Here is an 11,956-nt window from a genome sequence, read left to right on the forward strand (position 1 = left end):
CCGCGCGCAGGCACTCGTCCCAGCGGCCCAGGGTGTACAGCACCAGCAGGTGGAGATAGCGCATCTCGAGCGGATACGGCGAGGACAGCAGACCGGCGCGGCGGGCGCGGTCCAGGCCCTCGGTCAGCCAGGGCAGGCACTCCTCCAGAGCGCCGGACTCGAAACAGCCCATGGCGAGGTTGAACAGGGCACGCAGCTCCACCGGCGCGTTCCCCGACGTGCGGGCCAGCTCCCGGGCATCTTTCAGCCGCGCGCGGCTTTCGGGAGTGCGTCGGCCGCCGCCTTCGAGCCCGGCCAGCGAGATCAGCAGGTCGGCCTGGGCGTCGGTCACCCGCAACTGCTCGGCGACGCCCAGCGCTTGGCGGGCGACCCGCAGCGCGACCTCGGTCTCTCCGACCTGGCGGGCCGCCATCACATGCGTGGCCGCCGCCCATACCCAGGTCCTCGAGGCGGGTTCGGCGGGGATCAGAGCGAGTGCCTCGCTGCTGTACGCGAACGCCGCCGTCAGGTTGTCGACGCTGATCAGGTTCCCGGCGAGCGTGTAGCGCACCCGGGCGGCGAGCTCGGAGTCCGGGTCCTGGCCGATGCCCGCCAGCGCGGCACGGGTGAGGGAGACCGCGCGGTGCGTCTCCCCGGCGTGCGCCGCCGCGGCGGAGGCCCGCAGCGTCAGGGTCACCCTGTCGATGCCCTCGCCCGAGGGCCGCGCGGCCGGCTCCACCGACGACCACACGTCGAGCGCGGCTTCCAGGTGCCGGAGTTCCTCGGCGGGAGCACCGAGCCGATGCGCGTGGTCGGCGGCCTCCAGCGACGCGGCCAGGGCCTCGGCCAGATCATGGCTCGCGCGATAGTGGTGGGCGCGTTCGGCCGCGGTCTCCGCGCGGTGCCCCCGGCCGGACAGCAGTCGGGCGAACGCACCGTGCAGCCGCGCCCGTTCACCCGGCAGCAGATCGGCGTACACCGCCTCCCGGGCCAGGGCATGTCGGAAGGAGTACGTGTCGCCGCCCCCGGAGACCAGGAGTTGCCGCTCCACGGCCTCCCGCAGCGCCGACTCCAGCTCGTCCTCGGGGAGTCCGACCGCGTCCCGCAGCAGATCGTGCTCGACCCGCCGCCCCGCGACGGCGGCCGTACGCAGCACCTGCTGGGCCGTGTCGGTCAGCTGCTCGAAACGGATGAGGAGGACATCGGCCAGCCCGCTGGGCACCCCGCCCGCCTCCGCGTCCGTGGCGGCCAGCAACTCCTCCGCGTAGAAGGCGTTGCCCTCGGCGCGCTCCACGATCCGCCGGACCGTCGTGTCCGGCACCGGGCGCTCCCGCAGCCCGCGCACCAGCCGGGCCACGTCGGGATCGGCCATGGGCCGCAGCTCCAGCCGCTCCACAGCGGGCAGCCGCACCAGCTCCGCGAGCAGCGGACGCAACGGATGCCGGCGATGCAGATCGTCCGCCCGGTACGAAGCGAGCACCGCCAGCCGATGCGTGGGCGCACCGCCCGCGGCCCGCTGCAGGATGCCGCGGCTGAGCAGGAACCGCAGCAGATCCCGCGAGGACTGATCCGCCCAGTGCAGATCCTCCAGCACGAGCAGCAGCGGAGCGACATCCGCCAGATCGGCCAGCAGCCCCGCCACACCCTCGAACAGCCGCACCCGCCCACCGTCGTCCGACCCACCACCCAGCAACCGCTCCACCGCCGGATGCGCCGCAACAACGGCCGCAAACCGCTCATCAGCGGCCAGCACCCCCAGCACCTCGCTGAACGGCAGATACGGCAGCCCCACGTCACCGAGATCCACACAGTGCCCGGTCAGCACCGTCATCCCGGCGGCAGCGGCCCGCCCGGAGATCTCGTCCAGCACACGGGTCTTCCCGACTCCGGCGTCCCCGGCGATGAGAACAGCCCGAGCCTCACCGCTACGGGCACGCTCCAGCACACCGGAAAGACGAGCAAGCTCATCCTCCCGACCAACGATGGGCGAGGTAAACGCGGTGTCCTGCAGCACAACCCCATCCTGGCACGCCCCACCGACAGCACGTGGTCCGACCAAAGGGGCGCGGGGAACTGCGCGACCGCTCAGCCCTTCAACACCCGCGCCCAATCCTCCGGAACCCGCCCCGCAGGGCCTGGCGCCGGCTGATCAACCGGATGACTCACCGGAGGTGCAAGCTCCGGCCCCGCCTCATACATCTCGGACGTCGCAAAGTTCCAGAACCACTCCTCACCCGGCTCGAAACTACGCACCACCGGATGCCCGGTCTCCCGGAAATGCGCGGTCGCGTGCTTCGCCGGCGACGAGTCGCAGCAACCGATGTGCCCACACTGCGCACACCGCCGCAGATGGAACCACCAGCCCCCGTCCTCGTCGCACTCCACACACCCCATGCCACTGGGCGGAACAGCCGGGTCGATCATGTTGTCGCTCGTCATACGGCCTCCTCGGGCATGTCGTTCGCGGACGCGACCAGCGGAAGCAGCACCTGGAACCGCGTGTCGCCCGGCTCGGACTCGACCTGAAGCGTGCCGTGGTGCTTGTTGACGACGATCCGCCAGGAGATGTCCAGGCCGAGCCCGGTGCCCTCGCCCACCGGCTTGGTGGTGAAGAAGGGGTCGAAAATACGGCTGCGGATCTCCTTGGGCACGCCCGGCCCGGTGTCACGGAACTCCACCAGGAACCGTTCGTGCTGGAGCGCCGTCCGCACGGTCAACGTCCCTTCGCCGCCCGCGTCGTTGATCGCGTGGACCGCGTTGTCGATCAGGTTGGTCCACACCTGGTTGAGCTCCGCCGGGTACGCCGGGATCTTCGGGAGCGTACGGTCGTACTCCTTGACGACCTTGATCCGCTCCCCGATCTTGCCCGAGAGCATCAGCAGCGTGCTGTCGAGGAGTTCGTGCACGTCGGCGACCTGGTAGGGCGCCCGGTCGAGCTGTGAGTACTGCTTGGCGGCGTCGACGAGGTGGGAGATGCGGTTGGTGGAGTCGTTGATCTCGTCCATCAACAGCTCGGTCTCGACGGTGTAGTTGAGCCATCCGATCGCGTTCGGCAGGATCTCCTCGTCCACGGCCGTCGCGATCTGGTCGAGCCAGTCGGTGTCGATACCGGCCTGCACGAAGGTCGGCGCGATCCGCCAGCCCTCGGGGATGCCGTGGTCGTCGAGCCAGTCGGTGAGGGCGTCCTCGCGGTCGGCGGCTTCCAGCGGAGTCAACACGGGTGCCTTGGCGACGCGTTCGGCGGTGCGTTCCTGGATGTCGATGAGGTTCGCCATGACCTCGGGGGAGTAGGAGCCCTGGGCGATGACGGCGAGTTTGTGCCGCATCTTGCCTACCCGCTCCCGGAGCGTCGCGGTGGCTCGTACGGCCGCGGCGGCCGGGTTGTTGAGCTCGTGCGTCAGACCGGCCGACAACGACCCGAGCGCCAGCAGCCGTTCGCGCTCCCCGATGGCACGCTGGGTGTTCTTCGAGCCGAAGAAGAGCCCTTCCAGCAGGTGGACCGCCATGGGGAACCACTGCTGCATGAAGGCGGCGAACTCCTCGGCGGGCACCACGAAGAACCGTGTGGGCTCCGTGACCCGCATGGAGCTGTTGTAGACCTGGCGCACCCGGTCCCCGAGGTACGCCTGCATGGACCCCGCGTACACCCCGCGCTGCGAGGTGCGGGTGACCTCCACGTCATCGACGCCGACCCGGCGGGAGAGCACCACCGTGCCCTCGATCATCACGTAGAAGCAGGTGGCCGGCTCGCCCTCGGTGTACACGGGCCCGGGCTCGAACTTCTCCACCCGCCCCGCCCTGCACAGCTGCCCGAGCTGCTCGGCGGACAGCTTCTCGAACAGGAACAGCGACCCGATCTCCGCGGGGCTGCACGGCATCGGCTGCCCGCTCACGACTGCTCCAGATACCGGTGGACGAGCATCACGGCCATGGCTCCCTCTCCGACGGCGGACGCGACGCGCTTGGCGGACTCGGCGCGCGCGTCGCCCGCCACGAACACGCCGGGAATGTTGGTCTCCAGGTGGTACGGCGGCCGGTCCAGCGCCCAGTCCGCAGGTGGCCGGCCGTCGGCGGTCAGGTCGGGCCCGGCCAGGATGAACCCGCGCTCGTCGCGCAGCACCGTGTCTTCGAGCCAATGGGTCAGCGGGGCCGCGCCGATGAACACGAACATCCACTGCGCGTCGACGAGTTCGGTCTCACCGGTCTGCGTGTCGCGCAGGGTGAGCTGTTCCAGGTGGTCGGAGCCATGCGCGGACTCGACGACGGTTTGTGCGCGCACCGAGATGTTCGGTGCCTCGTTGATCTGCTGGATCAGGTAGTACGACATCGACGCGGACAGGTCCGCCCCGCGCACCAGCAGGGTGACTGACTTCGCGCCCCGGGCCAGGTACATCGCCGCCTGCCCCGCCGAGTTGGCGCCACCGACGATGTACACGTCCTGCCCCTGGCAGGAGGCCGCCTCCGTGAGTGCCGAGCCGTAGAACACCCCGCAGCCGGTCAGGTCGTTGCAGCCCGGTGCATCGAGCTGCCGGTACGACACGCCGGTCGCCAGGATCACGCTGTGCGCGGCGACCGCCGAGCCGTCCGAGAACCGCACCGTCCGCGCCGCCCCGTTGACCTCGAGCCCCGTCACTTCCCGCGCGGTGAGCATCTCGGCGCCGAACCTGGCCGCCTGCCGCCGCGCCCGGTCGGTGAGCTGTGCCCCCGAAACTCCGTCGGGGAAGCCCAGGTAGTTCTCGATCCGCGAACTCTGCCCGGCCTGCCCACCGGTCGCCGACCGCTCCACGAGCACCGTCCGCAACCCCTCCGAGGCCCCGTACACGGCCGCGCCCAGCCCGGCCGGGCCGCCCCCGATCACGACGAGGTCGTAGAAGTCGGCGGTCGGCGTGGTCGCCAGCCCCACGCGGGCGGCGAGCTCCGGCGCGTCCGGTTCGACGAGGGGCGTGCCGTCCGCGGTGATCACCACCGGCAGCCGCTGCCCGTCCTGCCCGGCGGCCGTCAGCAGCCGCCGCCCCTCGGGTTCGTCGGCGGAGTACCAGCGGTACGGCACCTGGTTGCGGGCCAGGAACTCCCGTACGTCCGAGGAACGCGCCGACCAGCGGTGCCCGACCACCTTGGTGCTGGGCACCGGCCGGTAGTCGCTGCACCGCCAGGCCTCCAGGAGGTCGTCGAGGACGGGATACAGCTTCTCCTCGGGCGGGTCCCACGGCTTGAGCAGATAGTGGTCGAGGTCGACGACGTTGATCGCGTCGATCGCCGCGTTCGTGTCCGCGTACGCGGTCAGCAGCACCCGCCGTGCGCCGGGATACACGTCCAGGGCCTGCTCCAGGAACTCGATGCCGTTCATCTGCGGCATGCGGTAGTCGGCCAGGATCACGGCCACCAGATCGCCGCGCAGCTTCAGCTCACGCAGTGCGTCCAGCGCGGACTCGCCGGACTCCGCGCGCACGATCCGGTACGACCCGCCGTAGCGGCGCCGCAGGTCGCGGGCGACGGCGCGGGAGACTCCCGGGTCGTCGTCCACGGTCATGATGACGGTCCGCGCTGCGTCGGCGGCCTGTGCCATGCGTCTCCCACCCCGAGAGCGTTCGGATCTCGCGGTACGGCGACCCCGTCTCGCCGCGCCGGCTCCCGCCCATCGTATGTTCGATCGTCCCGCTTCGCTCAGGTATGCGGGAGGCCGGAGCCCGTCAGCGGCGTCGCGAGCTCAGCACGCAGAACTCGTTGCCCTCCGGGTCGGCAAGCGTCACCCAGCTCTCCTCGCCCGTCTGGCCGACGTCCGCGTGCCGTGCGCCGAGCGCGAGGAAGCGGGCGACCTCGGCCTCCTGGTCGTCGGGGCGGAAGTCGAGGTGCAGCCGGTTCTTGACCGTCTTGCCCTCGGGCACCGGCCCGAAGATCAGCCCCGGCAGTCGGTCCTCCCGCGGCCGGATCTCGAACTCCTCGGGCGAATCGTTGATCACCACCCACCCCAGCGCCTCGGCCCACCAGCGGCCCAGGGCAACCGCGTCGGCCGCGTCCACGTTGACTTGCTCCCATTCCAGGCCCATCCGGGCAGCGTAGTGAAGACTGTTCCGGCGAAGCGACCGCAATGGCGAAGCGACCGCACTACAGGGAGGCAGCCGCATGACACGCCCGATCACGGCAGGAGTCGACGGTACGGAGGAGAGCCACGCCGCGCTGGCCTGGGCGGCCCGCGAGGCGGTCCGTCGCGGGCTGCCGCTGCGGGTGGTGCACGCCTGGCGCTTCCAGCCGCACGAGGCGATCGACGCCGGGGACGCGGACAGCCAGGCCGGGTGGGTGCGCACGGCCGTGGCGGAGGCCGCCCGGACCGTCACCGAGCGGCACCCGGAGCTCGACGTGACGACGGACGTTCTCGAAGGCGGCCCGGCCGACACCCTGGCCGCCGCGGCGGCCGACGCCGAGATGCTGGTGCTCGGCTCGCGCGGCCACGGCCGGGTCGTCGGCTTCCTGCTCGGCTCGGTCGGACAGCAGGTCATCGCCGGAGCCACGGGTCCCGTCGTCCTCGTACGGGCGGGGGACGAGCCGGCCGCCGAGGCCGCGGGCCGTGAGGTCGTCGTGGGTCAGCAGGGCGATCCGGACGACAGCGCCGCCGTGCTGCGGTTCGCGTTCGAGACGGCGGCCGCGCGCGGGGCGACCGTACGTGCCGTACGGGCCTGGACGCTGCCGCCGGTGTTCTCCTACAGCCCGGCCTCGCTGAAGCTGCTCGACGAGGCCGGCGGCCTGGAGCCGTACGAGAAGAAGGCGCTGGCCGCGGCGGTGCAGCCGTGGCGGGACCGCTTCCCGGACGTTCCGGTGGTGGAGCACGTGGAGATGGGCAGCGCCGGGCAGGTGCTGCTGGAGGTGGCCGGGCAGGCCCAGCTGATGGTCGTCGGCCGCCGGGCCCGCCGTACGGCCGTCGGCACACGGATCGGCTCGGTCGCCCACGGGGTCCTGCATCACGCGGGCTGCCCGGTGGCCGTGGTCCCGCCCGCCTGAGTCACTCGGCTGTCGGCTGCAGCGTCTCGCGCGCCTTGGGCAGGATGTTCTTGACGTAGTCGTCCACCGCCGTGTCCAGCCCGATGTCGTGCTGGGCACGCTCGGACAGGTACCAGCGGTGTTCGAGCAGCTGGTGGTAGATCTCGGCCGCGTCCATCGAGCCGCGCAGTTCCAGCGGCACCGCGCGCACGGTGGGACGGAACACGTCCCGCACCCAGCGGTGGGCGAGGACCTCAGGGCGGGCGCCGAGCGGGTCGCCCGGGGCGTAGTCGTCCTGGGTGGCCATCCAGCTCTCCAGGTCGTTCAGGAGCCGCCGCGCCTGGTTCTCCTCGGTGTCGAGGCCGGTCAGCCGGAGCAGCTGGCGCTGGTGGTGGCCCGCGTCGACGACCTTGGGTACGAAGGTGACCGTGTCGCCGTTGGAGTTGTGCTCGATCTGCATCTCGGCCACGTCGAAACCGAGCTCGTTCAGGCGGCGTATCCGGCGCTCTATGTACTGGTACTTGCCCGCCGGGTAGACGGAGGTGCGGGTCAGCTCGTCCCACAGGTCCCGGTAGCGCCCGCAGATCTCGGTGCCGAACTCGATGGGGTCCACGGACGGATGCAGCGCCCCCGACGCCTCCAGGTCGAGCAGCTCGCCGCTGATGTTGACCCGGGCGAGGTCGAGGTCGTAGTCGCGCTGTCCGCTGCTGAGCTGCGGATGCAGGTCACCGGTCTCGGCGTCCACGAGATAGGCGGCATAGGCGCCCGCGTCCCGCCGGAAGAGTGTGTTGGACAGCGAGCAGTCGCCCCAGGCGAACCCGGCGAGGTGCAGCCGGACGAGCAGCACGGCCAGGGCGTCCATGAGGCGGTGCATGGTGGCCGGACGCATCGTCGTCTCGAACATCGAGCGGTACGGCATCGAGCCGCCCAGATGCCGGGTGATCAGCACCGGTTCCAGCTGTGCCCCGTCCTTGTCGGCGCGCCCGGTGACCACGGCGAGCGGGTCGACCGCGGGGATGCCGATGCGGTCCAGGTCGCGCAGCAGCTCGTACTCGCGCAGCGCGGGCCGTTCGGCCAGCTCCTTGACGGCGATGACCTCGGAGCCGGCCCGGGCGTAGCGCACCACGTGGCGGGAGATGCCGCGCGGCAGCGGGACGAGGTACTCCTCGGGCCACTCCTCCAGGGGCACGTCCCACGGCAGCTCGAGGAGGAGCGCGGGGTGCTCCGGGTTGGTCGCGCTGATCTGCAATGCCATGGCCAGAACTCTAGAGCGCGCGCTCCCGTGCGTGCCGTGCCGCCTCACGTACTGGACCGCGGTGCACCGGCCCGTGCCCGGGGACCAGGACATCGCCGTCGAGGCCCTCCAGGATCTCCAGCGACATCACGGCGCGGGCGCGTTCGTGATGGAACATGTCCGGCAGCAGCTGGGGCCCCTTGGCGCGGGAGGTGGGGTGGCCGCTGACCAGGGCGTCGCCGGAGATCACCACTCCGGTGCCCGGGAGGTGGAAGGCGGTGTGGCCGAGCGTATGTCCGGGCGTGTGTACGGGGACGGGGCGGCCGGGCAGGTCGAGCGGCCCCTGCGCCGGGAACGGCTGTGGTTCGGCGACCGGGACATGGGCGGTGCCGCCGACCTGCAGGGTGTGCACGGCCCACGGCAGGACGCCCGGACGCCAGCCGTTCCTGAGGACCTGGCCGATGGACACCTGGTGCAGGAAATCGCGGCGGGCGTGCGGCACTTCGGCCTCGTGCAGGTAGACGGGCGTGCCGTACGTGCCGCGCAGGTGCTCGGCGGAACCCAGGTGGTCGTTGTGGGCGTGCGTGATCAGCACCGCCGTCACCGCCTCCGGCGAACTGCCCACCTCCGCAAGGGAAGCGAGGAGCAGTTCCCGGTCCCCGGGGTAGCCCGTGTCGATCAGCGTGACGGCGTCCCCTTCGCTCAGGATCACCCAGTTCGTGTTGCTGCCGTGCACCAGGTAGGTGCCGTCGGCGACTTGCCGCACTGCTGCCCGCATGATCGTCCCGAGTGGTGAAGTCCCTGCCCCCACGGCACCAGCAAAGCAGATGCCGAGCGGCCCGGCGCCCGGAGGGTCAGCGCATCCCGAACAGGAATCGCGTCACCCTGGTCCGGCGGACCGCGAACTCGTACACCACGAGGATCACCGCCAGCGAACAGGCCACGATCACGGCGTACTTGACGGGAATCGGAGCGTCCCAGCCCACCACCCCGTAGGCGAAGGCGACCACCACCGGCTGGTGCAGCACATACAGCGGCAGCGCGGCGACCGCGAAGTACGGCAACAGCCTGCCGGTGCGTGCGCGTTCGGGTGCCTCGCGCTCCCGCGGCCGGTCCAGCAACCCCATGATCGCCACCACCCAGCACCAGCCCGCCGCCCCGAACACCGCCCGCGTGACCAGCGACAGCGGCGTCCAGTCGGTGAACGGGTCGTCCTCGCTCAGGAACCCGGGAGCGGTCCCGCAGAACAGGACGAGCCCGAGCACACCGACCGGCCGGGCGAGGCGGCGCATGGCGGCACGGATGCGCTCGTCGCCGGCGAGCGCATAGCCGTAGACGAAGAACAGCAGGTACGCCCAGCGGTTCCAACCCGCGTAGTCCTCCTCCATGCCGGCGAGGGAGTTGAGCAGCGCGAGGGGCAGGGCGGGCAGCAGGAGCAGCGCGGGCCTGCGTTCCACCGCGGCTCCCGCACGTTCGGCGCCGGTCGCGACGGGCGCTGCCACCGGCGCGAGGAGCAGGCAGAACGCGAGCAGGAGCACGACGAACCACAGGTGACCGGTCTCGAAGTGGTCGCCGGTGAGGACGAAGGGGAAGTCCGCCAGGTCCAGGTGGACATGGAAGAAGCGGGGCCAGAAGCTCCAGTACGACTCGTCGTAGCCCGGATTGGCCGCACGCAGCCGCAGCCACTGCGGGACGGTCACGAGGGTGAGCGTCGCGAAGACCAGGGGAACGCCCAGGCGCAGCAGGCGCTCACGGGCGAAACCGCCCGGGCCGCGGCGGCGGATCGAGTACCGGGCGCCGAGTCCGGCGACGAGGAACAGCATGGGCATCGCCCAGATCACGCCGAGCCCGGCGACGACGGTCACCGCGTCCGTCGTGTCGGCGTTCTTGACGTAGAAGTCGTCGTCGGGGGAGAACACCAGGGCGGCGTGGAAGAAGACCAGGCCGACCACGACGAGCGCCCGCAGCGCATCCAGCTCACGGCGCCGGGGAGCGGCCGTCGTCCGCGCGGATTCCGTGTCCATACGACCCCCAAGTGCGGCCCAGTGTGGGGGAGAAGGACAGGGGACGACAGGGTTCCGTCAGGGGGTGAGGCTGCCTCCGGCACCGTCCCCCGGAGGCAGCCCCCGCGCGCATCCGAAGCGGCCGCCTCTCCGCCTCAGTGCACGCCGTCCGGGCGGAACTGCACGCTGATGCGCGGTCCCGCGGCCCGTGCGGTCTTCGGTACGGCGTGTTCCCAGGTCCGCTGGCAGGAGCCGCCCATCACGATGAGGTCCCCGTGGCCCAGCGGACGCCGGATCGTGTCGCCGCCGCCGCGCAGGGGACGCAGCAGCAGATCACGGGGTGAGCCGACGGAGAGGATCGCGACCATCGTGTCCTCCCGGGCGCCCCGTCCGATCCGGTCGCCGTGCCAGGCGACGCTGTCGCGGCCGTCGCGGTAGTAGCACAGGCCGGCCGTGGTGAAGGGTTCGCCGAGTTCGTCGGCGTAGTGCGCCGAGAGCGTGTCGCGTGCCTCGTCCAGCACGGGGTGCGGCAGCGGGTCGTCGGCACCGTAGAACGCCAGCAGTCTAGGTACGTCGACGACGTGGTCGTACATCGTGCGCCGTTCCGCACGCCACGGCACCTCGTCCGCCAGCCGTTCGAACAGGGCGTCGGAGCCTTCGAGCCACCCGGGCAGGACGTCGATCCACGCGCCGCGGCCCAGCTCGGTGCGGCGCATCCCGGCGAGGGAGCCGAGCCGGAGCCGGTCCGCCTGGTCGAAGAGCGAGCCCTGGAGGTGCGTGGTCATGGATCCAGCGTACCTCTTATTCGAATATTTGTTCCATCGAGTTCCGGTAGGTACGAGTGAACTCTGGGTGTCCCCGCCCTTTGGATACGTTCGTGTATCGGATACATTCCCGTATCGAACGAAGGGCGGGGCATGGTGGCGGAGGCGACGACCGGGCGCGTGACCAGGCGCCGTGTCCGCACGCGCGCGAACCTGCTCGACGCCGCGTTCGCGGTGTTCGCCGCCAAGGGCTTCGGCCGGGTCTCGATCGAGGAGGTCTGCGAGGCGGCCGGGTACAGCCGGGGCGCCTTCTACTCGAACTTCGCCAGCCTCGACGAGCTGTTCTTCGCCCTCTACCGGCAGCGCGCCGACCTGATCGCCGAGCAGGTGTCCGGGGCGCTGGCTCTCGACGGCCCCGATCTCGACGTGCCCGCCGCCGTCGACCGCGTCACCGAGGTGCTGCTGCTGGACCGGGACTGGCTGCTGGTGAAGACGGACTTCCTGGTACACGCCGCCCGTGACCCGGACGTGGCGCGGACCCTGCTGGAGCATCGGGCACGGCTGCGCGGCGCCATCGCGGACCGGCTCGCCCGCGCCCGGGGCCACACCGAACTGCCCGCCGTACTGGGCGACATCGACGCCGCCGCGCATGCGGTGGTCGCCGCGTACGACGGGGTCACCACCCAACTGCTGCTGGACCGGGACGCCGAGCACGCTCGCGTCTGGCTCAAGCAGCTGCTCACCGCGCTGCTGACCGACGGCAGCGACGCCACCGTATGAGGAAAGGGACGGTCGCCATGGATGCCGACGTCATCGTCGTCGGAGCGGGCCTCGCAGGCCTGGTCGCGGCGCACGAACTCACCAGCCGGGGCCGCAGGGTCGCCCTGGTCGACCAGGAGAACGCCGCCAATCTCGGCGGCCAGGCGTTCTGGTCCTTCGGCGGGCTGTTTCTGGTCGATACCCCGGAACAGCGGCACCTGGGCATCAAGGACTCCTGCGAC

The 11,956-nt window shown here is 71.3% G+C and carries 12 protein-coding genes; 3 read left to right on the top strand and 9 right to left on the bottom strand.

Annotation, left to right across the window (positions count from 1 at the left end; all coding sequences use genetic code 11):
* From ACTWQO_RS47785 to ACTWQO_RS47805, 5 genes are all read right to left on the bottom strand, one after another.
* The coding region (locus ACTWQO_RS47785; RefSeq protein ID WP_443243686.1) for an ATP-binding protein at nt 1–1,990 on the bottom strand (1,990 nt) is incomplete at its 3' end.
* A 74-nt stretch (nt 1,991–2,064) separates the two neighbouring features.
* The gene (locus tag ACTWQO_RS47790; RefSeq protein WP_443243687.1) at nt 2,065–2,418 is read right to left on the bottom strand and encodes a UBP-type zinc finger domain-containing protein; all 354 of its coding nucleotides are present in this window, start codon (nt 2,416–2,418) and stop codon (nt 2,065–2,067) included.
* Nucleotides 2,415–3,872 (bottom strand): ATP-binding protein, encoded by a 1,458-nt coding sequence (locus ACTWQO_RS47795; protein ID WP_443243688.1) that lies wholly within the window; start codon nt 3,870–3,872, stop codon nt 2,415–2,417. The genes ACTWQO_RS47790 and ACTWQO_RS47795 overlap by 4 nt, the downstream gene beginning before the upstream one ends.
* Nucleotides 3,869–5,545, bottom strand: coding sequence for an FAD-dependent oxidoreductase (locus ACTWQO_RS47800; protein ID WP_443243689.1), 1,677 nt, complete (start codon nt 5,543–5,545; stop codon nt 3,869–3,871). Before ACTWQO_RS47800 ends, ACTWQO_RS47795 begins: the two co-directional genes overlap by 4 nt.
* A gap of 124 nt (nt 5,546–5,669) precedes the next feature.
* Complete coding sequence (locus ACTWQO_RS47805; protein WP_301977395.1) at nt 5,670–6,026, bottom strand: VOC family protein; 357 nt, start codon at nt 6,024–6,026, stop codon at nt 5,670–5,672.
* 76 nt (nt 6,027–6,102) lie between these two features.
* Here ACTWQO_RS47805 and ACTWQO_RS47810 point away from each other — a divergent pair, with 76 nt between their 5' ends.
* Nucleotides 6,103–6,975 carry a universal stress protein gene (locus ACTWQO_RS47810; protein ID WP_443243690.1) on the top strand — a complete coding sequence of 291 codons (873 nt, stop codon included), beginning with the start codon at nt 6,103–6,105 and terminating at the stop codon, nt 6,973–6,975.
* Between the two features lies 1 nt (nt 6,976).
* Here ACTWQO_RS47810 and ACTWQO_RS47815 read toward each other — a convergent pair whose 3' ends face one another.
* The 4 genes from ACTWQO_RS47815 to ACTWQO_RS47830 form a co-directional block, all read right to left on the bottom strand.
* Nucleotides 6,977–8,209 carry a DUF4032 domain-containing protein gene (locus tag ACTWQO_RS47815; RefSeq protein WP_443243691.1) on the bottom strand — a complete coding sequence of 411 codons (1,233 nt, stop codon included), beginning with the start codon at nt 8,207–8,209 and terminating at the stop codon, nt 6,977–6,979.
* Nucleotides 8,210–8,219: 10 nt separating this feature from the next.
* Complete coding sequence (locus ACTWQO_RS47820; protein WP_443243692.1) at nt 8,220–8,966, bottom strand: MBL fold metallo-hydrolase; 747 nt, start codon at nt 8,964–8,966, stop codon at nt 8,220–8,222.
* A gap of 76 nt (nt 8,967–9,042) precedes the next feature.
* Nucleotides 9,043–10,212, bottom strand: coding sequence for an acyltransferase family protein (locus tag ACTWQO_RS47825; RefSeq protein ID WP_443243693.1), 1,170 nt, complete (start codon nt 10,210–10,212; stop codon nt 9,043–9,045).
* Between the two features lie 134 nt (nt 10,213–10,346).
* A complete protein-coding gene (locus ACTWQO_RS47830) occupies nt 10,347–10,976 on the bottom strand; it encodes an alpha-ketoglutarate-dependent dioxygenase AlkB (RefSeq protein ID WP_443243694.1) in 630 nt (209 codons plus the stop codon).
* Between the two features lie 132 nt (nt 10,977–11,108).
* On the opposite strand from ACTWQO_RS47830, the gene ACTWQO_RS47835 reads away from it, so the two are divergent.
* Both ACTWQO_RS47835 and ACTWQO_RS47840 read left to right on the top strand, forming a co-directional pair.
* The gene (locus tag ACTWQO_RS47835) at nt 11,109–11,735 is read left to right on the top strand and encodes a TetR/AcrR family transcriptional regulator (RefSeq protein WP_443243695.1); all 627 of its coding nucleotides are present in this window, start codon (nt 11,109–11,111) and stop codon (nt 11,733–11,735) included.
* On the top strand, nt 11,732–11,956 hold a 225-nt coding region (locus ACTWQO_RS47840; protein ID WP_443243696.1), incomplete at its 3' end, for an FAD-dependent oxidoreductase. The genes ACTWQO_RS47835 and ACTWQO_RS47840, both read left to right, overlap by 4 nt.

Source organism: Streptomyces sp. 4N124 (assembly GCF_052245395.1).
Lineage (GTDB): Bacteria > Actinomycetota > Actinomycetes > Streptomycetales > Streptomycetaceae > Streptomyces.

Bases quoted from the DNA above. Each gene is read 5' to 3' on its own strand.
- ACTWQO_RS47790 (WP_443243687.1), bottom strand. From the start codon at position 2,418: ATGACGAGCGACAACATGATCGACCCGGCTGTTCCGCCCAGTGGCATG.
- ACTWQO_RS47800 (WP_443243689.1), bottom strand. From the start codon at position 5,545: ATGGCACAGGCCGCCGACGCAGCGCGGACCGTCATCATGACCGTGGAC.
- ACTWQO_RS47805 (WP_301977395.1), bottom strand. From the start codon at position 6,026: ATGGGCCTGGAATGGGAGCAAGTCAACGTGGACGCGGCCGACGCGGTT.
- ACTWQO_RS47810 (WP_443243690.1), top strand. From the start codon at position 6,103: ATGACACGCCCGATCACGGCAGGAGTCGACGGTACGGAGGAGAGCCAC.
- ACTWQO_RS47815 (WP_443243691.1), bottom strand. From the start codon at position 8,209: ATGGCATTGCAGATCAGCGCGACCAACCCGGAGCACCCCGCGCTCCTC.
- ACTWQO_RS47820 (WP_443243692.1), bottom strand. From the start codon at position 8,966: ATGCGGGCAGCAGTGCGGCAAGTCGCCGACGGCACCTACCTGGTGCAC.
- ACTWQO_RS47825 (WP_443243693.1), bottom strand. From the start codon at position 10,212: ATGGACACGGAATCCGCGCGGACGACGGCCGCTCCCCGGCGCCGTGAG.
- ACTWQO_RS47830 (WP_443243694.1), bottom strand. From the start codon at position 10,976: ATGACCACGCACCTCCAGGGCTCGCTCTTCGACCAGGCGGACCGGCTC.
- ACTWQO_RS47835 (WP_443243695.1), top strand. From the start codon at position 11,109: ATGGTGGCGGAGGCGACGACCGGGCGCGTGACCAGGCGCCGTGTCCGC.